The sequence below is a fragment of the Streptomyces sp. NBC_00988 genome (assembly GCF_045162645.1).
In the GTDB taxonomy this organism is placed as follows: Bacteria; Actinomycetota; Actinomycetes; order Streptomycetales; family Streptomycetaceae; genus Streptomyces.
The window spans coordinates 1,448,484-1,468,265 of sequence record NZ_CP108730.1; the positions used below are offsets into that span (position 1 = coordinate 1,448,484).

Consider the following 19,782-nt stretch of genomic DNA (forward strand, 5'->3'; position numbering starts at 1 on the left):
CCGGGCCGGTCACTCAGAACAATACCTTTTGGGCGGTGTCGTCCAACCCGCCGTTCTGGTCACTTGGACGCGGTTTCCGCACGCGTCTGCGGCCAACCCTCGTAGCGCTCTCCGCCCTTGACAAGGAGGGGGAAGGAGACCTCGACGACGAGCCCGCCCTTCGGCCGGGCGCGGGCGGTGAGGTGGGCGTCGTGGGCCGCGGCGATGGCCCGGACGATCGACAGGCCGAGGCCGTGGTGACCGTCGCCGGCGGTACGGCGCATCCGCTGGAACGGCTCGAAGAGCTGGTCGACACGGTCCTTGGGGACCTCGGGACCGGTGTTGGAGACCGTGAGGACGGCGAGCCGGTCGCGGCGCCGCAGGGTGATGTCCACGGTCCCGTCGGGAACGTTGTAGTAGGCGGCGTTGTGGACCAGGTTGGCGACCAGCCGTTCCAGGAGCGCGGTGTCCCCGGCGACGGGCGCCGGCTCGGTGCGGTCCACGATCCGCACGCCGTTCCGCTGGGTCTCCGGCAGCGGGGTGAGCAGCACGGACGCGGTGACTTCGGCCAGGTCGACGGGTTCGGACCGGTCCATGCCGCGCTCGCTGACGGCCAGCGTGAGCAGGGACTCCAGCAGGGCTCCTTGGTGGGTGCTGATCCGCAGCAGGCGCTCGAAGTTCTCGCGGAACGACTCGGCTGTGGCGTCGCGATCGAGGAGGGACTCCTCAAGGAGGGCGCGTTCCACCGTGAGCGGGGTGCGCAGCTCGTGGGCGGCGTTGGCGACGAAGCGTTTGTGGGATTCCAGGGTGGCTTCGAGCCGGGCGAGGAGCCCGTCGATGCTGTCGGCGAGTTCGCTGATCTCGTCGCGGGGGCCCGCGACGGCGAGGCGTTCGTGCACGTTGCTGGCGGAGATCCGGGTGATGCCCGCGTTGAGGGTGCGCATGGGCCGGAGCACCCGCCGGGCCAGCAGCCAGCTGAGCACGATGGAGATCGCCGCCATGATGGCCAGGGCCGTTCCGGACTGCACGAGGAGCTCGTGCATCTGGGCGTCGTGCAACTGGGCGGACTGCCTGCGGAGTTCGTCGTTGAGCCATGCGCTGACGTCGGGCGGGGGTGTGGCGTCCGGGCCGGGCAGGATGACCGTCCCCGGTGGTGAGCCGTCCAGCTGCCCGCCTTCCCTGTGGAAGGCGGTGAAGACGTTGCGGGCGGGGCGGTTGACGAGCAGATAGGTGATGCCGAGGAGGACGGCGCCGGAGGCGATGAACAGCAGTCCGAAGAGCATGGCGAAGCGGACCCGGACCGGGCGCGGTGTGAGGAGGCGAGCCAGCGCGCGCAGCCCGGCGCCGGTGCGGGTCAGCAGGGTTGTCGCCATGTCAGATCCGGTACCCCTCTCCGGGCACGGTCTGGATCACGGAGCGGTCGACGAGTTTGGTCCGGAGCCGGTTGACCGTGGCCTTGACGGTGGTGGTGCCGGGGTCGGTGACCTCGTCCCACACCTTGGCGAGCAGCTCGTCGGCCCGGACGGTCCGCCCCTCGGCACCGAGCAGGTAGGCGAGCACGCCGAACTCCTTCGCGGTGAGGGGGAGTTGGGTGCCGGCGTGGCTGGCGGTGCGGCGGGCGGGGTCGAGCAGGAGGGAACCGCGGGCGAGGACGGGCTGCCGCACGGGGTGGGCGCGGCGGCCGAGGGCGCGGGTGCGGGCGAGGAGTTCGGCCCAGGCGAAGGGTTTGGGGAGGTAGTCGTCGGCGCCGAGGCCGAGGCCCTCGACCCGGTCGGCGATGGAGGCGGAGGCGGTGAGCATGAGCACCTTGGTGCGGACGCCCTCGGCGGTGAGTTCGGCGCAGACCTCGTCGCCGTGCACGTCGGGGAGGTCGCGGTCGAGGACGACCACGTCGTAGTCGACGTCGATGGCTAGGTCGAGCGCGGTCCTGCCGTCGTAGGCGGTGTCCACCGCGAGGCCCTCGCGGCGGAACACCCTGGTGATCGAGTCCGCGAGTTCCGTATGGTCCTCAACCACCAGTACCCTCATCGCTCCCCCTACGAGACACACGTCACGGATGCCAGGCTCCCCCACCCCGGGTCACACCCGGGTTACTCCCCTCACAGGCTGGCGTACCGTCACCCGCCTGGCAACAACGGCCGTCCCGTGGTCGCGCCCGTCAGATCCGGTAACCGACGTGCGGGAGCGTCTCGATGACCGGCGGATCGCCGAGCTTGCGGCGCAGCCGGCTGACGGTGACCTTGACGGTGTTGCTGAACGGGTCGGCGTCCCGGTCCCAGGCCCGTTCCAGCAGTTCCTCGGCGGATACGACGGCACCGCCGGCGGCGAGCAGCACCTCCAGGACGGCCATCTCCTTCGGTGACAGGTCCAGCTTGCGTCCGCCGCGGAGCGCGGTGCGGCGGGCGGGGTCGAGCTCGATGTCGCCGCGGACGAGGACGGGGGGCACGGCGGGCTGATCGCGTCTGTCCAACGCCTGGACACGGGCGATGAGTTCGGCGAAGGAGAAGGGCTTGGCAAGGTAGTCGTCGGCGCCGAGGTCGAGGCCGTCGACGCGGTCGGCGAGGGTGCCGGCGGCGGTGAGCATCAGGACACGGGACGGGCTGCCCTGCCGGACGAGCGCACGGCAGATGTCGTCACCGTGCACGAGCGGCAGGTCCCGGTCCAGGACGACGACGTCATAGGCCCCGCTCGATGCCCGGCTCAGCCCCTGCTCGCCGTCGTGCGCGAGCTCGACCTCCATGGCATGCCGACGCAACCCCCTCGCGACGCTCTCCGCGAGATCCTTGTGGTCCTCCACGATCAGTACGCGCATGCCCCAACTCTGGCACCAGGGAGGTCACTTAGGGGTAACAGGGGTTTCCCGGGGTGACATTCAACAGTCGGCTTCCCCCGTCACCGCAGCAGCGGGGCGTTGTCAGTGGTGGGTGGCAGCATCGGGCGTATGACGGATTCCACGGCATTCGACTGGCGGTCCTTCCTGCTCGGGTGGAGCGGGGAGTGGGCGGATTCCCTGCTGCACGGCGAGATGCGGGGCGAGGACGACGAGGCCGCGCGACAGGCGCGCTGGCTGGGGTTTCCGGCCGCGTCGGAGGAACGGATCACGGCGCTGGAGGAGCGCCTCGGTCGCCAAATGCCGCCGTCGTACCGGGAGTTCCTCAAGGTCAGCGACGGGTGGCGGCACGCGGGCGGGTTCGTGTCGCTGCTGGCGGGGACCGAGGACGCGCACTGGCACAACAACGAGTCAGGGCTCGCGGACATGTTCGAGGAGTACCTGGACGACGACGCGGGGCCCGAGGAGCGGCGGGAGGCGGACCTCTGGCGGCGCGGGCTGCAGCTGGATGTCGAGTCCGACATCACGCACGTCCTCCTCGACCCCGAGGACGTGGACGAGGACGGCGAGTGGGCCGTGTACACGTGGTCGAGCTGGCGGGCCGAGTCGCCCGCGCGGCACACCGATTTCACCGCGTTCATGCGGGACATGCACCGGGAGTTCCACAGCCTTCAGGCGCGCCGGAGCGACGGGGAGCCGGTGTTCGCGAACGACACGACGCGAAGGCTGGACGCCCAGGTGGAGGAGGCCCGGCTGGAGGCGCTGCGCGGCGGCTGGGAACAGGCCATGACGGCGCTGGACGAGGCCAAGGGGTACAGCAGGGCGCGGGCCGCCGGGCTGGGGGACCAGATACGCCGACTGCTCGGACAGACCTACATGGTGTACTACGACGGCCTCGTGACGGACCCGCGGTACGCGCCCGAGCTGCTGCCACCGCTGGTCGCCGAGCACGCAAGGCACTCGTACCGGGACGACTCCACGCTGACGTTCCATCTGCGGGGCGCCGACGACGACTTGATGTCACGGGCTCACGCGACGCTGGACCGGGTGAGGGACGGCGCGTACCGGTACACGGCGGCCGGGCCGTACGGCGAAGCGGTCGAGCGGGCGCGGGAGTTGGCCCGTTGGGGAGACACCGACGGGGCATGGCGGACGCTGACGAACGCCCTGCCCCTGTGGGAGCCGCTGGGACCGGACCATCTGGCGCCGCTGGGGTGGGTGGCCGACCCCGTGCTCGGGCCGCTGCTGACCCCGGAGCGGGGCCGCGAGCTGCTGTCCACACCGAGGGGTGGGCAGTCCGGCGAGGCACCGCGGCCGACGCCCGCCCTCGACCCGGGCGACCTGGCGTGGCTCGCGGAACCGGACCGGGGCAACAACCGCACGTCCTACCGGTTCGTCCTGGTCGAAGGTACGGAGCCGAGGGAGTTGCCCGGACGCCTCGCGGACGCGGACAGGGATGCGGACAGGGACGGGAACGGCACCGTGCTGAACGAACCCATGACCTTCTGGGAGGCGCGTCAGAGATCGCTGCACAACCAGAGGGAGTTCTCGTCCTACGACGACAGGGCCCTCATGGCAGTCGGCCGGGCCGGCACCGGCTGGAGCTTCGCCTTCGACGGCGCTCCCGCCCCGTTCAGCCGGCAGCGCTTCGTCTCCCCCGCCGCGACTGCCGGCGAGGGCACCCGCGCGGTGGTGGTGTGGAGCGGCTTGAGGACACCGCACGGGAAACCGTTCTTCCACCTCTCGGTGGCACGAGACGGTGCCGAGCAGTACGCGTTCACGTACGCGGACGGAGAGATCCAACGGAGCGGGGAAATACCGCCGTCGCTGGACCCGAGCCGGTTCTTCGATGACCTGGAGGACAGCGCCCAAGCAGAACGACCGCTGCTGGAAGCGGTGTCCGAGCAGTTCGGTGCGTCTCTACCCCGTCACGCCATCGTGAACGGACGCCTGCACAGATTCACCACCCGCTCCTGGACCCGACCCCCAAGGGACGGCGAGACGTATGCGGTGATCCGCATGCACCCGGCAGCCACGCTCCCGGCGGACGCCGAGCGGACGGGAGACAACGGGCCCAAAGGCAGGTAACCACCGTGGTGGCCGCCTGCACCGACACCTTCGCACCGCTGGCCGTGACCATGGCGATCGAGGGTGTCACCCGCGGGGTGCTCGGCCTCATCATGGCCACGGTGACGTACGAGACGGTGCCGGAGGAACCCCCTGCTCCCCTTGGTTCGCAGAACGAGCCGCAGGGACAACCAACGCTGAGCGACACCCCAACTGGTCGCGGATCTGCCGACGGGACCACTTTTTCGCATCCCGCAGATCTCCACGCGCCACCAACCGGGATCACCGCACGCCCAAGACCTACTTCCGGAACACCCCCTGGGGTGTGGGGAACCCACCCACCGCCCGTTCATAGGCGTGCGCAACACGCAGCACAGTCGCGTCGTCGAAGCGCCTGCCGGTGATCATCAGGCCCGCCGGGAGGCCGTCGACCAGGTCGGTCGGGACGCTGCATGAGGGGTGGCCGGTCGCGTCGAAGGGTGCTGTGTTGCCGACCATCGACAGCGCGAGATGCAGGTAGTCGGCCAGGGAGATGTCGGCCGGCGGGATCTCCCTGGCCGTGTAGGGGACGGTGGGCATGACCAGCACGTCGTACCGGTCCAGTGCCGTGTCGTAGGCCGCGCGGACCTCCGGCAGGAGGCGGCGGGCCATGCCGTAGTACTTCCCGCCCCCGGCCTCGAAGGTGTAACGGCCGGACAGGCCGACGAGTTTGACGGTCCTGGACAGTGTGGCGCCGCGGTCGACGCGCCCCTGCGCGTAGTGGGCGATCAGCTCCGGGTCGTAGAAGTCGTCGGCGTTCATGCCGTAGGCGTTGCCGTCGAGCATCTGATACGCGGCGCCCTCCGTCGCGATCACGTTCCACACGTGGAGGGCGTCCAGGTGCCAGGGGATCGACACCTTCTCCACGGTGAGTCCGGCCGAGGCCAGCACGTCGATCGCGGCGTGGACGGCCTCGTCGACGCCCGGGTCCGACACCGGCGTACCGAAGCCCTCCGTGACGACGCCGACGCGCAGGCCCGCGGCGGGCTCGGCGAGCGCCGCCAGATAGTCCACCGGTGCGATCACGTCGGGCTGGCGCGGGTCGAAGCCGTCGGCGCCGGCCAGCACGCTGAGCATCGCGGCCGCGTCGGCGACGGTGCGGGTCATCGGGCCCACGTGGTCGATGGTCCGCTCGATGGGGAAGGCGCCGGTGTAGGGCACCAGGCCGTGGGTGGGCTTGTGTCCCACGATGCCGCAGAAGGCGGCCGGCATCCGGATCGAGCCGCCCTGGTCGCCGCCGAGGGCTAGGTCGACCTCGCCGGTCGCCACGAGCGCGGCGCTGCCGCTGGACGAACCTCCCGTGTTCCGGCTCTCGTCCCACGGGTTGCGCACCGGCGCCGGGTGCGAGGTGAAACTGGCGCCGGAGAAGCACAGGTCCTCGCACACGGACTTGCCCGCGATCGTCGCGCCGGCGTCGAGCAACCGCCGTACGACGGTGGCGTCTTGGCGCGGGACGAAGCCCTCGACCGTCCGCGAGCCGTTCATCATCGGCACGCCCGCGACGGCGATGTTGTCCTTCACCGCGACCGTACGACCGGCCAGTCGGCCTTCGGCGGACTCGGTGACCGAGGTCTTCACGTACCAGGCGCCCAGCCGGTTCTCGTCCGGAGCGGGCGACGTCCAGGGACGGTCCGGGGCGGTGGGAGCCGTGCGTTCGTAGAGCCGCTCGACCGCCTCCGAGGCGGCGAGGGAGCCTGCCACCGCAGGCGCGAACTCCTCCAACTCCTCGGCGGACAGGCCGAAGTGGAAGTGCTGGTCGATCGCCGCGAGGCGGGCGGCATCGGGTGCGGGGAGTGAGGACAAGGGACGACTCCTTTTCGGCTGGACACGCATCAACCTAGAACATCGCGCCAATAGGTCAATACTTATTGACGTAACTTCGCGGTTAACCAGGCTGAACGAGCCGACCGGGTCGACCTGGCCAGCCGACCGGCCCGGCAGGGCTACAGCGAGACCGGTCTCAGTCCGGTGCCGGTCGCCTCGGTGACGAAGAGGTCCTGGGTGACCCGGCCGCCATCGTCCAACGTGACGGTGCCGCGCGGGAGTTGGAACCTGCCGGGGCGCATCGCCTCGGCGATCAGCCGCGGTTCGTCCGCGCCCACCCGGCGCGCGGCGGACCACCAGATGTGCGCCGCCTCGAAGACCGACTCGCTCAGGGTCGACAGCGGCGGGGCCCAACGGCCGTACGCCTCCCGATAGCGGTGCAGCAGTACGGCGTTGCCGGCCGACGCCAGCTGCTCGACGTAGCCGGAGACGGCGTACAGGCCGGGCGCGGCGTCGACTCCGACGTGCTCCAGGGTGGACTCGTCCATGGCCGGCGCGAGCGTGACGCACCGCTCGCGCAGGCCCATCGCGTGGCACTGGCGCTCGAACGCGGCGGCGTCCGCGCCCACGAACGTGGACAGCACGATGTCAGCGCCCGAAGCCGTCACCGCGTCGATGACCTGTGTGAAGTCGCGGGTGCCCAGGGCGGCGTACCGCTCCCCCACCACCCGCGCGCCCGATCGCGGCAGGATGCGACGGGCGGCCGCGTGCGTGCTGCGCGGCCAGCAGTAGTCGTTGCCGGCCAGGAACCAGCGCTTTCCACCGGCCGCCCGCATCAACGGCCGTACCGCCGCCGCCAGTTGGTCCTCGTGGTGCTCGCCGAGCTGGACACGCAGCGGGCCGGCTCCGCCGCCCTCGTTCATGTGGGGCTGGATCAGGAGCACTTCGGTTCCGGCGAGCGCCCGCGAGACCGCGAAGTAGGTGGCGGAGGTCGTGGCGACGAGGATCGTGCGGCAGCCGGCCCGGACCAGTCGCCGGGCCTCGGCGACGCCGACCGCCGGGTCCGAGGCGTCGTCGCCGACCACCAGTTCCACCGGCCGGCCCCGCACCCCGCCCTCCGCGTTGATCTCCTCGACGGCGAGCATGGCCATGTGGTCCGTCGCGGCCCCGAACATGCTCCCCAGGCCCGACTTGCTGTTCAGCAGACCGAGCCGCGCGTTCGGATTCGGCGCGGACCCACGGCCGGCCGGCAGGCCCCGGCGGCGCATCAGCCACTCCAGCCCGGCCTCGTCGAGCTCGGCGAACAACCGGACCCTCGTCCCGCCGCGCTCGGCGTCGAAACGCAGCTTGATCCGGCCCCGCCAGGGCTGGTCGTGCACGATCTCGATACGGCCGCCCTGTCCGGCGTGGCCGCGTGCGTTCCCACGTGCGTTCCCACGTGCGGGCGTCGGCGGCCGGACTTCGCTGATCCGGCCGATGATCTCCACCATGTCGGACACCGGGCCGCCGAGCGGAGCGCCCATCCGCACCACCGCGCCCGCCGCGACCCGGTCGCACACGGCGTCGAAGACCCAGCCCGCACCCACGCCCGCGCCGAACAGGCCGAACGTCGCGCTCGGCGATGCGTCGGTCCACTCCTCGGCGGGCAGCAGAAGTGCGGCCATCACGTCACCTCATCCGGTCATCCGGCGGACCGGCCGTCCTGGACGTCGGGGTCGGTGGCCGCGGCCCCCGTCGCGGTGGCAGCGCGCCCGGCGTCGGCGAGCGCTCCCTGGAACAGCGCCTGCAACGTCGCGATGACGTCACGCGCGGGCCCGGCCGGGTCGATCGAGTAGTGCCGGAACCGGCCCGCCTTCCGCTCGGTCACCAGGCCGGCGGCACGCAGGACACGCAGATGGCTGGAGACTCCGGTACGGCCGATGCTGGTGATCCGCTCCGCCAGCTCCCCCACGGTGCACTCCTCGCGCTCGGCCAGCACGCCCAGGATCTGGCGGCGTACGGGGTCGGCGAGCGCGTCGAACGCCAGGTCTGCGGGCACCTGTGTTCACCCCCTCCATAGGTCAGCGACGGTTGACATGTGCCAGCGTAGTCGAGGGTGCGGAATCGCTGTGAGGAACCGCCCGCGTGGTCATGACGCGCAGGCCGGCCCGGCGGATCTCCAGGACCTCGCGGTACGGCAGCACCGTCCAGCGGTCGTCGGGCTGCGGAATACCGCTGGAGGCTATGACCACCCGGTCCTCGTCGACGCGGTAGCGAAGCCGAAAGAAGTCGGGGCCGCGCCGCCTGCTGACCGACCGCCGCTGCGTCCTACTCCCGGCCGACCACCCGGCCGCCGCCTCCTCGCCCACGGCGCCGTTGGCCGACCTGGCGGGCGAACGCTGGGTGCTGGAGTCCGGCCGTACTCGCTTCCTGGCCGCGTGCCGCGACGCCGGGTTCACACCCTGGATCGCCGCCACCGCCGACGACCAACTGACCCTGCACAGCCTGGTCGCCAACCGCATCGGCCTCGCGGTCATGAACGAACTCGGCGTGACGGCCCACTTCGCCCCCCGGGTCGTCGCGCGCCCCCTCACCAACTGGCCGGTCCGCCGCGCCTTCGCCCTGCTCTGGCCGGACACCCTGCGCATCCCCGCGGCCGCCGCACTCCTTCACGCACTGCGCGACACGGCTAGGCCGACGGACGACTCACCCGTGCCGTCGTGACCGCGAGTCGCCCAACAGCCCGGATGGTGCGGGCCGTTGCCCGGCAGTACCGCAGAAGCGACACAGGGCGGCTGGCCTAGAAGCCGCCGTCACTCCGGCAGACGCGGGGCCGTGGTCGAGTCGCGCACCACCAGCCGCGAGCCGACCCGGATGAGCCGGCCGGCGCCCTCCGGGCCGGGGTCGCCGTTGTCGGGGCGGCTGTCGATGCGGCGCAGCAGTTGCTCGGCGGCGAGTTCGCCGAGGTCGCGGGCGCCGTTGTCGACGACGGTGATCGGCGGGTGCCAGTACGGGAACCAGGGGGCCTCCTCGTGGCACACGAGAGAGAGCTGTTCCGGCACCCGGACCCCGAGCTGCACCAGGCCTCCGAGCACCCCGAACGTCGCTTCGTGGTTGGCGCTGTACAGCGCGGTGGGCGTGTTGCCCGCCGCCATCAGCCGCATGACCGCCTCCGCACCGAACAGCACGGTGTACGGGCCGCGTGCGCACAGCGCGGGATCGGGTTCGAGTCCGGCGGTGGCCAGGGCCGCGGCGAACCCCGCGTAGCGGTCGCGCCCGGAGTCGACGTGGGGCGGGCCGCCGATGAAGGCGATGTTCCGGTGCCCGAGGTCGAGCAGATGACGGACGGCCAGCTCGGCGCCGTCCCGGTCGCTGGCCATGACCGAGTCGCCGGGGGCGTTGTCGGGTGTGCGCATCAGGTTGACCACGGGGATACCGGCCGCGCTGACCTCCCGGACCGTCGCGGTGTTGTCGCCCGTGCCCACGATGATCAGGCCGTCGACGCGATGGTCCAACAGCATGTCCAGGTAACGGCGTTCGCGTGCCGGGTCCGAGTCGGTGACGCACAGCAGCACTTGGTAGCCGCGCTCGTCGAGCCGTTGCTGGAGCACTTCGGTGATGCGGTGGAACGAGGCGTTCACGAGGTTGGTTATCACCAGCCCGACGAGGTTGCTGCGCCGGGTGCGCAGTCCGCTGGCGATCCGGTTGGGGCGGTAGCCGAGGCGTTCCGCCGCGGACTGCACCGCGCGCTTCGTCTGCGCGCTGACCCGACTGGAACCGCTGAGCACCCGCGAGGCCGTGCTCTTGGAGACCCCTGCCGCCTCGGCCACCTGGTCCAAGGTGACGGCCACCGGCCCACCCCCGATCATGAAATCGATCCCATACGGCTCTTCTCACGCGCCGAGCCGTGATCGCCATCATGTCAGACGCGGTCGAGTCGGTGGCGTAAACAATGCGTTTCGCCAGCAGTTTCCGGCCAGAACGAGGTTGACCGTCCCCTCGGGCCGGTGTCACGGTGCTGTGCAATCGATCCCACAGAGTGGTCCCAGCAGGTGACGTCCTGACGGGACTGGCACTCGATCGGAGCTCACCATGAACACCTCGGTCGCCGCCCCCTGGCGCGGCTACTGGCCGGCCGCGCCCACCCCCTTCGCCGCCGACGGCTCCCTCGACGAGGACGCCTGGCGCGCACTGCTCGCGCTGTACGCGGAGCACGGCGTGCACGGAGTCCTGGTGAACGGCACGACCGGTGAGTGGTTCTCCCAGACCCCCGAGGAGCGCCGCCGGGTGGCCGAGATCGCGGTCGCCGAACTCTCCGGCCAGATACCGGTGGTGATCGGCTGCGGCGCGTACACCGCCGCCGAGTCGGCGCGCTACGGCGAGCACGCCCGCTCGATCGGCGCGGACGGCATCCTCACCACCCCGCCGCCGTACGTCCATCCGAGCCAGGACGAGATCCACGCCTTCTACGCCACCCTCGCCGGGGCGGTCGACCTGCCGCTCATGGTCTACAACTGGCCGCGCGGCACCGCCGTCGACATCACCGTCAACACCCTCGTCAAACTCGCCGAGTTGGACACCGTGGTGGCCGTCAAGGACAGCTCCGGCGACGAGTTGAAAGTCGCGGACACCTGCGCAGCCCTGGCCGGGAAGGTCCAGGTCTTCGGCCGCTTCATCCACCGCCGGGGCATGGCCGTCATGGCCGAGTTCGGCGGCGCCGGGAACATCGACGGCGGCGGCCTCGGCGCCCGCTTCGCCGTCCCCTTCTACGAGGCCTACTGGGCCGGTGACCTCGACCGGGCCCGGGACTGGTCCGCACGCTACGAACGGCTTGTGAACCTGCTCGTCAACGACGACTACAGCTCACGGTTCGCCTCACCCACCTCGCAGCTCAAAGCCGCCATGCGGCTGCTCGGGCAGCCCGGAGGGCACGTACGCCCCCCGCTGCTCCCCCTGGAGGACCCGTCCGCGCTGCTCGGCCTGTCCGAGGCGCTCGACGAGGCCGGGCTGCACCCCTGTTCCACCAGCACCGGAAAAAGGTGAACCGACCGTGCGCAGACTTCTCATCGCGGCCTCCTCAGCCGCCGCCCTCCTTCTGACCGTGACGGCCTGCGGCAGCGGGGACTCGTCCTCGTCGTCCGCCGCCGCGGCCCCGACCGGCTGCACACCCAAGGTGGGCAAGGCGGACCTGGTCACGGCGGGCACGCTGACGATCTCGACCAACGCGACGCTGCCGCCCATGCAGTACCTGGACGCCTCCAACAAGATCGTCGGCATGCGGGTGGACCTCGGCGACGAGATAGCCAAACTCCTGTGTCTCACCCCGAAGTTCGTCAACATCCCCTTCGACGCGCAGATCCCCGGCGTGCAGTCCGGCCGCTGGGACATGATCGACACCGGCATGTTCTACACACCGGAACGCGCCAAGACCGTCAAGCTCGTCCCCTACGAGGTCCAGGGCGTCTCGATCTCCGTCGCCAAGGGCAACCCGAAGAAGATCACCTCCGAGGACGACCTCTCCGGCAAGACCATCGCCGTAGAAGCGCCCGGGTACGAGTTCGACACCCTCACCGCGCTCAACAAGGAACTGAAGGCGGCCGACAAGAAGCAGGTCACCGTCCGCACCTTCACCACCACCGCCGACGCCTACCAGGCACTGTCCGCGGGCCAGGTCGAGGGCGTGGCCATCGTCGAGGCGGTCACCAGCTACTACCAGAAGGACGGCCGCTTCGAGACGGCGGTGAAGGGCATGAACCCGGCCCCGCTCGCCCTCGGCTTCGGCAAGCAGAAGCCCGCCGACGCGGTCGCGGACGCGCTCAACACCCTTCGTAGCAATGGCTACTTGGCCACGCTGTACAAGAAGTACGGCGTCACGGCCTACACCGGCGACCTCAAGGTGACCACCGGCGCGATCAGCGCGAAGTAAACCGATCCGCGCCACGTAACCAGCGAAGGGCGAGAGCCATGTGGTCCTGGGATGCCTTCTTCGACTTCCTCACCGATCCCCAGCTCGTCCAGGGAGCCTGGACGACGATCTGGCTGACCGCGGTCAGCATGGCGCTCGCCCTGCCGCTCGCCGTGCTCGTCGCGGTCGGCAGAGCGTCCCGGTTCCGGCCGGTCCGGCTGGTCACGGGCTTCTACGTGTGGCTGATGCGGGGCACCCCGCTGCTGGTCCAACTGGTCATCATCTACACGGGGTTGCCCCAGCTGGGCCTGCGTCTCGGCGTGATCAGCGCGGCCCTGACCGGCCTGGTCCTCAACGAGGCGGCGTACCTCTCGGAGATCGTCCGCGCCGGGGTGCTGTCGGTCCCGCGCGGCCAGTCCGAGGCGGCCCGCGCGCTGGGCATGCCGCCCTGGAAGGTGTTCCGGGTGGTGGTCATGCCGCAGGCGCTGCGGGTGATGGTCCCGCCGCTCGGCAACAGCTTCAACGGACTGCTCAAGACGACCACGCTCGTCTCGGTGATCTCCGTCGAAGAACTGCTGCGCCGCACCCAGTTCGCCGTCCAGACCAACTTCCGCGTCCTGGAAGGCCTCACGGCAGCCGCCCTGTACTACCTGGCGATGACCACGCTGTGGGGACTGGTCCAGCGCTGGCTGGAGATCCGGGTCGGCCGCGGCCACCAGACCGGGCCGAGCCGAGGCCGCCGTATCAAGAGCGCCGCCGTACCGGCACTCGAATTGGAGACCCGATGACCACCGAGACGGTCGTTGAAGCGCGCCAAGTACGCAAGTCCTACGGCGGAGTCGAGGTCCTCAAGGGCATCGACCTGACCGTCCGGCAGGGCGAGGTCGTCCTCGTCCTGGGCCCTTCGGGCGGCGGCAAAAGCACGTTCCTGCGCACCCTCAACCACCTGGAGACCCCTGACTCGGGCACCGTCAGCATCTGCGGCGAACGGATCGGCTACGGCGAGCGGGGCGGACGCCAACTCGCCCTGCGGGAGCGGCGGATCGCCGTTCAGCGTCGGCGTACCGGCATGGTGTTCCAGCAGTTCAACCTGTTCCCGAACATGACCGCGCTGGACAACGTGGCGTCCGGTCCGGTGCACGTGAACGGTGTGTCCAAGTCCGAAGCACGGCTCGCGGCAGGCGAGTTGCTGGCCATGGTGGGACTCGCCGACAAGACCGCCTCCTACCCGTCGCAGCTCTCCGGCGGCCAGCAGCAGCGGGTGGCCATCGCCCGCGCCCTGGCGATGCGCCCGGAGCTGCTGCTCTTCGACGAACCCACCTCGGCGCTGGACCCGGAGATGGTCGGCGAGGTCCTCGACGTCATGGTCCGGCTCCGCGAGGAGGGCATGACCATGATCGTCGTCAGCCACGAGATGGGCTTCGCCCGGGCGGCGGCCGACCGGGTGGCGTTCATCGCCGACGGCCTGGTGGTGGAGGACAAGTCCCCGGACCTCTTCTTCTCCGCGCCGGAACACGCGCGCACCCGCCAGTTCCTGGACCGCATCCTGTGAACCCCCCACCCCCCACCAGCCCTGTGAGCACAGCCATGAGCACCAACTCCCTCCCGCAGACGGTCACCGTGACCATCGACGGCACCCCCGGCCAGGCCTGGGCGGGCCAGTCCGTGACCGCCGTCCTGGTCGCGGCCGGCATCTGGCCGCTGCGCCGCAACCCGGTCAACGGCCAGTTGCGCGGCCCCTTCTGCGGGATGGGCGTCTGCCTGGAGTGCGAGGTGACCATCAACGGCCGCCCCGGCTCCCGGAGTTGCACCGCGCACGTCACCGACGGCATGGACATCCGCACCCACACCGAGCCCCTGCCGACGGCCGCCCATGGCTGACGTCATGGCGGAGTCGGAGGCGGACGTCGCGGTGGTCGGCGGCGGGCCGGCGGGACTGCACGCGGCACTGGTCCTGGCACGGGGCGGCCTGAGCGTCGTCCTGCTCGACGAGTCCGACACCCTGGGCGGTCAGTACTACAAGCGCCGGGCCGAGCAACTCACCGCCGCCTTCGGCGACTTCCGCCCGCGCGGCACCGAACTGATCCACCAGGTGCGGGCTGCCGGGGTCGTCGTCCGCACCGGCACCCTCGTCTGGGGCGCCGAGAACGCGGGCCGCACTCTCTTCACCTCCGACGTCCACACGGGCACTCTCGGCCGCATCAGCACCCGAGCCACACTCGCCGCCACCGGCGCCTACGAACGCTCCCTGCCCTTCCCGGGCTGGACGCTGCCGGGTGTGGTCACTCCCGGGTTCGCCCTGCACCTGGCCACCATGGACCGGGTTCCCGTGGGCCAACGGGTCGTACTGGCCGGGACGGGTCCATTCCTGCTGCCGGTCGCGTGCGCGCTGCTGGAGGTGGGCGCCCGGATCGAGGCGCTGATCGAGCTCAACCACCCCTACCGCCCCCGCACTTCGTCGATCGGCGGCGCACTGCGACAGCCCGCCCGGCTCGCTGAGGCGGCCCGCTATCTGCTCACCCTCGCCCGGCACGGCGTACGCGTCGAACAGGGCGCCCGCGTGCTCGCCGCGCACGGCGACACCCAGGTCACCGCCGTGGACATCGGCCAAGAAGACGGCGGCGTAAGGCAGTTGGAGACCGACGCACTGTGCGTGGGATTCGGCTTCCGCCCCAGCACCGAACTCCCCCGGCTGCTGGGCTGTCTTACGGAGCCGGACCCGACGGGCACGGAGCAACTCCCGGTCGTGGACGCGGACGGCGTGACCTCGGTGGACGGCTTGTACGTCGCCGGGGACTGTGCCGGTATCGCGGGGGTGCACGCGGCCGGCGTACGAGGGCAGCTCGCCGCCCACGCGATCCTGCGCCGCCTGGCACCCGAACGCGCACCCGTACGCCTGACCGGCCTCCGCCGCCGGGCCCGCGCCCTGGACCGTTTCGCCGAACTGGCCGACCGTCTCTACCCGTTGCCGGCCACGGCCGACATCCCCGACGCCACCCAGGTCTGCCGCTGCGAGGGCGTCAGCGCGGGCGAGATCCGGCAGGCGGCCGCGACCGGCTGGAACGACCTGCACGGCACCAAGGCCGCCACCCGCGCCGGCATGGGCCCCTGCCAGGGACGCGAATGCGGCCACATCGTCGCGGCGTTGGCCGGGCGGGGCTCCGATCCGAACCAGGCGGCTGAATGCTTCGCGGCCCGGATGCCGATACGGCCGCTGCCCATGGCCGCGACGGTCGAAGGGCAGGAGGTCCCGTGACCCGGCCCGACGTCATCGTCATCGGCGCCGGCATCCTCGGCGCCAGTGCCGCCTTCCACCTCGCCGAACGCGGTTACCGGGTCGTGGTGTTGGAGCGCGGCGCACCCAACCGCGAGGGCTCCGGCACCACTGCCGGCAACCTCCATATCCAGGCCATCCACACCCGCCGCCCGGGCCAGGAGGTCCCGGTCGACAGCGCCCGTCTGCTGCCCCTGCAACGCCGGGCCTCGGACCACTGGGCGCAGATCGAGGAACGGCTCGGCGCGGACGTGGAGTTGCGGCGCGGCGGCGGCTTCATGGTCGCCGAAACCGCCGTGCAGGAAGAGGAGTTGAGGGAGAAGCACGAGTGGGAGCGGCGGGCGGGTATCCCCACCGAGGTGCTCACCGGCGACGAGGCACGCAAGCAGCTGCCGTTGCTCTCCGGCCGGGTACGCGCGGCCAGTTGGTGCCCGCTCGACGGCTACGCGAACCCGCTCCTGATCACCCCCGCCTATCTGGCCGCGGCCCGCCGCCTCGGCGCCGAACTGCATGCCTTCACCCCGGTGACCGGCATCCAGCGGGTGGACGACGACTACAAGGTGCTTTCGGGCGACCGGAGTTGGACCGCACCGGTGGTCGTCAATGTGGCCGGGCCGTGGATCACCGAGATCTCCGCGCTCGCCGGGGTGGGGATCCGGATGTCCCCGGTCGCGATCCAGATGCATGTGACCGTGCGGGTCCCGCCGGTCATGCACCACCTCGTCCAGCACATCGGCGAGGGCATGTCGGTCAAGCAGGTCAGCGCGGGCAACCTGCTGATCGGTGGCGGCTGGCCGGCGGCGAAGCTGGACATGGCGGACCGCAGCACCGTCAGTGTGCCCAGCATGGCCGGCAACCTCGCCCAGGCCGGGCGCATCCTGCCGTTCCTCGGCGACCTGCGGCTGCTGCGCATGTGGGCCGGACCGCTGGCCGCGACCCCGGACGAGATGCCGGTGATCGGTGAAGTCCCGGGCCACCCCGGCTTCTTCGTCGCGGGCGGCACCTACGCCTTCACCCTCGCCCCCGTGTGGGGCGACACGCTGGCCCGCCAGATCGCCGGAGAGCCGCCGGCCGACGCGGTGGACGACCTCGGCCCCGGCCGTCTGCTCCACGACGACGCCACCACTGCCGTATCACCCTGAAAGGCACTCCCCCATGACCCTGAAGATGTTCGTCAACGGCCAGGCGATGTCAGGAGGCACCCTCAACCACGCGCTGAGCGAGGCCCGCCTGCTCGGCCCCGCCCGCACCGCACCCACGTACCAGTTCTTCTCCGTACGCGACGAGTTTCCCGGCCTGCACCCCGTCACGGAGGGCGGCGCGGCGATCAACGGCGAGGTGTACGAGGTCAGTTACGAGGTGCTGCGCGAACGGCTGCTGCCCGAGGAGCCCGCGGAACTCGAACTGGGCGTGATCGCCCTGGCCGACGGCTCGGGCTCCTTCTCGATGCGCATGCGCGCGTCCGCACTGACGGCTCCCGGAGTCGTCGACATCACCGCCCACGGCGGCTGGCACGCCTACCTCGCCACTCTCTGACACCTCGCCCTCGCTGGAGGTCTGCCATGTCCCACCCCTCATCGATCGAACCCGTCCGACCCGTCGACCTCGTCGTGCGAGGCGGCACCGTGGTCAACGCCGACTGGCAGGGCGCCGCGGACGTCCTGGTGGGCGGCGGCAAGGTGCTCGGGGTGGTGGAGCCGGGCGCGTACCGCACCCAACAAGCCCCCGGCACCGCCGAGTTGGACGCCTCCGGACGCCTCGTGCTGCCCGGCGGAGTCGACCCGCACTGCCATGTCGGCTTCACCTCGGGGGACTTCACCTCCCTCGACGACTACCGCCAGGCCACCACGGCGGCCGTCTTCGGCGGTACGACCACGATCGTGGACTTCGCCATCCCGCGCCCCGGCGAGAACCCCGCCGACGTCGCCGCGGCCCAACGCGCCAAGGCGGCACAGGGGTTGTGCGACAGCGCGCTGCACGGGTGCGTGGTCGAGTGGGACGACACCGTGCCGGAACAGCTGCGGTCGATGGCCTCCGACGGCATCGTCACGGTGAAGATGTTCACCACGTACCGCGGCGAGACGATGGCCGACGAGAAGACCATCCTGAACGTGATGACGACACTGCGGGACCTGGGCGGCATGGTGGTCATCCACTGCGAGGCCGACCACATCATCGCGGACACGCAGGAGCGCGGCGAGGCGGCCGGGTCGATCAGCGCGTCCCATCACGCCGGTACGCGGCCGGAGTTGGCCGAGAACGCGTCGGTCGCCGAGATCCTCGCCATCGCGGAGTCGGTGTCGGCCCCGGTGTACTTCGTCCACCAGTCGACACCCGAGGCGGTCGACCTGGTGGCACGTGCCCGCGGCCGGGGAGTGCGGGCGTTCACGGAGACGGTGGCCCACCACCTGGTCCTGGACGACACCGCGTACGCGGGCCCGCACCCCGAACGCTTCGTGTGCTGCCCGCCGTTGCGGGACGCCGGCACGGTCGCCGGACTGCGTTCACGGCTGCTCATGGGCCAGGTGGCGACGATCGGCAGCGACCACTGCTGCTACGACACGGCCCAGAAGGAGTCGGTGAGCCACGACGTACGGGCAATGCCCAACGGCCTGCCGGGAGTTGAGACCCGCATGCCGGTGATCTTCAGTGAGCTGGTGGTCAGGGGCGGCCTGCCGGTGGGCCGCTTCGTCGAGTTGATGTGCGCCAACCCGGCCCGGCTCAACGGCCTCTACCCCCGCAAGGGAGTCATCGCGCCCGGCTCGGACGCGGACCTGGCGATCTGGAACCCGACGGCCACCCGGACCGTCCGCAGCACCGGTCTGCACATGGCCACGGACTACACGCCGTACGAGGGCATCCCGGTCACCGGCTGGCCGGAGACCGTGGTGGTGGCCGGCCGTCCCGTCGTCGACGCCGGCCGGCTGACGGACCCCGAACCCCGGGGCCGCCATCTGCGCTCGGGCCCGCTGAGCCGGTCCCTGGTCTGCTGACACCGCGGGCGGACCGTCCGAGGCGGTCCGCCCAGGGCCGTAGTTCCCTCCCGGCGGGGAGGACTGACGACTTCTGAGGCGCCGTATGCCGGCTACTTCAGGTTGAGTGTGTCTCCGGCCGACGCCTTCAGCGAGGTGGTCGTGGTGCCGGGGAAGTACCAGCGCCAGCTGCCTGCCGAGGTGACGGTCACCTTGGTGGTCAGGTTCCCGGTGCTGTTCGTCGTCACGGTCTTGACCGTGCCGTAGTGGGCGGCGCCCTTTTTCTTGAACTGGAGCTTGACCTGCTGCCCGGTGAACCCGTGGTACTTGCGGTCTTCCCAGTTGGCGCGCGACAGCTTGCCGGTGACGGTCGCCTTGGAGCCCTTGGCGACCTTCTCGGGTCCGATCACGGTGGTCAGCTGGGCGGCCCGCTTGACCTTGTACTCGGCGATGTGGTCGGAGATCCAGTAGTCACCGTCCTTCGCCTTGACCGTGGCGTTGACCTGCCAGACGCCCGCGACCTTGTTGGTGTCGATGTCGTCGCTGTCGGCGATCCAGGCGGGATCGATGGTCAGCGTGGCCCGGCACACCGAGGTCGTCGCGCTCTTCTTCGTGCAGGACGAGTCGTCGTTCCAGGTCGCGAAGGTGTAGGCGTTCGACTTGTTGAAGGTGCTGACGTCCGTGAGCCCCTTCACCCCCGAGTTGTCCTTGACCGTGATGTCGACCGGGTAGCGGATGGTCTTCGCCGTGCCCACGATGACATTGCCGCCGCCGTTGACGACGGTCTTCACCACCCGGACGTCGCCCCGCCCCTCCGCGTGCGCCCCGGTCGCCGTCGTCAGCACCAGAGCCGCCGCCCCGCCGGCCGCGGCCCAGGCCGTTCTGCCTCTCATGGTCCTCCCCTTGTCGTGTGCGTGCCAGGAGAGGCTACGTGATCAGGGATCTTCCACGGTGTTCGGTTTCCGGGCCGCGG

General features: G+C 70.9%; 20 protein-coding genes. 11 read left to right on the plus strand and 9 right to left on the minus strand.

From position 1 onward, the window contains the following. Window positions 1–59: 59 nt before the first annotated feature. The 3 genes from OG496_RS06670 to OG496_RS06680 all read right to left on the minus strand — a co-directional run bounded on the left by OG496_RS06670 (window position 60) and on the right by OG496_RS06680 (window position 2,791). Window positions 60–1,352 (minus strand): sensor histidine kinase, encoded by a 1,293-nt coding sequence (locus OG496_RS06670; RefSeq protein ID WP_405969991.1) that lies wholly within the window; start codon window positions 1,350–1,352, stop codon window positions 60–62. Between the two features lies 1 nt (window position 1,353). Next, a complete protein-coding gene (locus OG496_RS06675; protein ID WP_399393074.1) occupies window positions 1,354–2,007 on the minus strand; it encodes a response regulator transcription factor in 654 nt (217 codons plus the stop codon). Between the two features lie 130 nt (window positions 2,008–2,137). Next, window positions 2,138–2,791 (minus strand): response regulator transcription factor, encoded by a 654-nt coding sequence (locus tag OG496_RS06680; RefSeq protein ID WP_365605848.1) that lies wholly within the window; start codon window positions 2,789–2,791, stop codon window positions 2,138–2,140. Between the two features lie 129 nt (window positions 2,792–2,920). On the opposite strand from OG496_RS06680, the gene OG496_RS06685 reads away from it, so the two are divergent. Continuing rightward, window positions 2,921–4,897, plus strand: a complete 1,977-nt coding sequence (locus tag OG496_RS06685; RefSeq protein ID WP_405969992.1) for an SMI1/KNR4 family protein — start codon at window positions 2,921–2,923, stop codon at window positions 4,895–4,897. Window positions 4,898–5,176: 279 nt separating this feature from the next. Here OG496_RS06685 and OG496_RS06690 read toward each other — a convergent pair whose 3' ends face one another. The 4 genes from OG496_RS06690 to OG496_RS06705 form a co-directional block, all read right to left on the minus strand. After that, on the minus strand, window positions 5,177–6,718 hold the full coding sequence (locus OG496_RS06690; RefSeq protein WP_405969993.1) for an amidase: 1,542 nt from the start codon (window positions 6,716–6,718) through the stop codon (window positions 5,177–5,179). A 140-nt stretch (window positions 6,719–6,858) separates the two neighbouring features. Then, the gene (locus OG496_RS06695; RefSeq protein WP_405969994.1) at window positions 6,859–8,343 is read right to left on the minus strand and encodes a substrate-binding protein; all 1,485 of its coding nucleotides are present in this window, start codon (window positions 8,341–8,343) and stop codon (window positions 6,859–6,861) included. A 17-nt stretch (window positions 8,344–8,360) separates the two neighbouring features. Next, on the minus strand, window positions 8,361–8,717 hold the full coding sequence (locus OG496_RS06700) for an ArsR/SmtB family transcription factor (protein ID WP_405969995.1): 357 nt from the start codon (window positions 8,715–8,717) through the stop codon (window positions 8,361–8,363). A 22-nt stretch (window positions 8,718–8,739) separates the two neighbouring features. Then, window positions 8,740–9,027, minus strand: a complete 288-nt coding sequence (locus tag OG496_RS06705; protein ID WP_405969996.1) for a hypothetical protein — start codon at window positions 9,025–9,027, stop codon at window positions 8,740–8,742. Between OG496_RS06705 and OG496_RS06710 the strand changes: the two genes are divergently transcribed. Continuing rightward, on the plus strand, window positions 8,966–9,382 hold the full coding sequence (locus OG496_RS06710) for a LysR substrate-binding domain-containing protein (protein WP_405976572.1): 417 nt from the start codon (window positions 8,966–8,968) through the stop codon (window positions 9,380–9,382). The two genes, OG496_RS06705 and OG496_RS06710, sit on opposite strands and share 62 nt — an antisense overlap. An 89-nt stretch (window positions 9,383–9,471) precedes the next feature. Here OG496_RS06710 and OG496_RS06715 read toward each other — a convergent pair whose 3' ends face one another. Continuing rightward, a complete protein-coding gene (locus OG496_RS06715; RefSeq protein WP_405969997.1) occupies window positions 9,472–10,509 on the minus strand; it encodes a LacI family DNA-binding transcriptional regulator in 1,038 nt (345 codons plus the stop codon). A gap of 241 nt (window positions 10,510–10,750) precedes the next feature. Between OG496_RS06715 and OG496_RS06720 the strand changes: the two genes are divergently transcribed. From OG496_RS06720 to hydA, 9 genes are read left to right on the plus strand one after another with little or no spacing between them, the layout of a single operon-like run. Beyond that, a complete protein-coding gene (locus OG496_RS06720; protein ID WP_405969998.1) occupies window positions 10,751–11,701 on the plus strand; it encodes a dihydrodipicolinate synthase family protein in 951 nt (316 codons plus the stop codon). Between the two features lie 7 nt (window positions 11,702–11,708). Next, window positions 11,709–12,584, plus strand: coding sequence for an ABC transporter substrate-binding protein (locus OG496_RS06725; RefSeq protein WP_405969999.1), 876 nt, complete (start codon window positions 11,709–11,711; stop codon window positions 12,582–12,584). 38 nt (window positions 12,585–12,622) lie between these two features. Continuing rightward, window positions 12,623–13,351 (plus strand): amino acid ABC transporter permease, encoded by a 729-nt coding sequence (locus tag OG496_RS06730; RefSeq protein WP_405970000.1) that lies wholly within the window; start codon window positions 12,623–12,625, stop codon window positions 13,349–13,351. Next, window positions 13,348–14,115, plus strand: coding sequence for an amino acid ABC transporter ATP-binding protein (locus OG496_RS06735; protein WP_405970001.1), 768 nt, complete (start codon window positions 13,348–13,350; stop codon window positions 14,113–14,115). Before OG496_RS06730 ends, OG496_RS06735 begins: the two co-directional genes overlap by 4 nt. 35 nt (window positions 14,116–14,150) lie before the next feature. After that, entirely contained in the window at window positions 14,151–14,444 is a 294-nt protein-coding gene (locus OG496_RS06740) for a (2Fe-2S)-binding protein (protein WP_365306708.1), read from the plus strand. A gap of 4 nt (window positions 14,445–14,448) precedes the next feature. Continuing rightward, a complete protein-coding gene (locus tag OG496_RS06745; protein WP_405970002.1) occupies window positions 14,449–15,819 on the plus strand; it encodes an FAD-dependent oxidoreductase in 1,371 nt (456 codons plus the stop codon). Beyond that, window positions 15,816–16,979: an NAD(P)/FAD-dependent oxidoreductase gene (locus OG496_RS06750; protein ID WP_405970003.1), complete on the plus strand. Its 1,164-nt coding sequence runs from the start codon at window positions 15,816–15,818 to the stop codon at window positions 16,977–16,979. Before OG496_RS06745 ends, OG496_RS06750 begins: the two co-directional genes overlap by 4 nt. Window positions 16,980–16,992: 13 nt before the next feature. After that, the gene (locus OG496_RS06755; RefSeq protein WP_366494952.1) at window positions 16,993–17,373 is read left to right on the plus strand and encodes a gamma-glutamylcyclotransferase; all 381 of its coding nucleotides are present in this window, start codon (window positions 16,993–16,995) and stop codon (window positions 17,371–17,373) included. A 26-nt stretch (window positions 17,374–17,399) separates the two neighbouring features. Then, window positions 17,400–18,830, plus strand: a complete 1,431-nt coding sequence (gene hydA / locus OG496_RS06760; RefSeq protein WP_405970004.1) for a dihydropyrimidinase — start codon at window positions 17,400–17,402, stop codon at window positions 18,828–18,830. 92 nt (window positions 18,831–18,922) lie between these two features. Here the strand turns inward: hydA and OG496_RS06765 are convergent, their stop codons facing one another. Then, complete coding sequence (locus OG496_RS06765) at window positions 18,923–19,702, minus strand: hypothetical protein (RefSeq protein ID WP_405970005.1); 780 nt, start codon at window positions 19,700–19,702, stop codon at window positions 18,923–18,925. Window positions 19,703–19,782 lie beyond the last annotated feature (80 nt).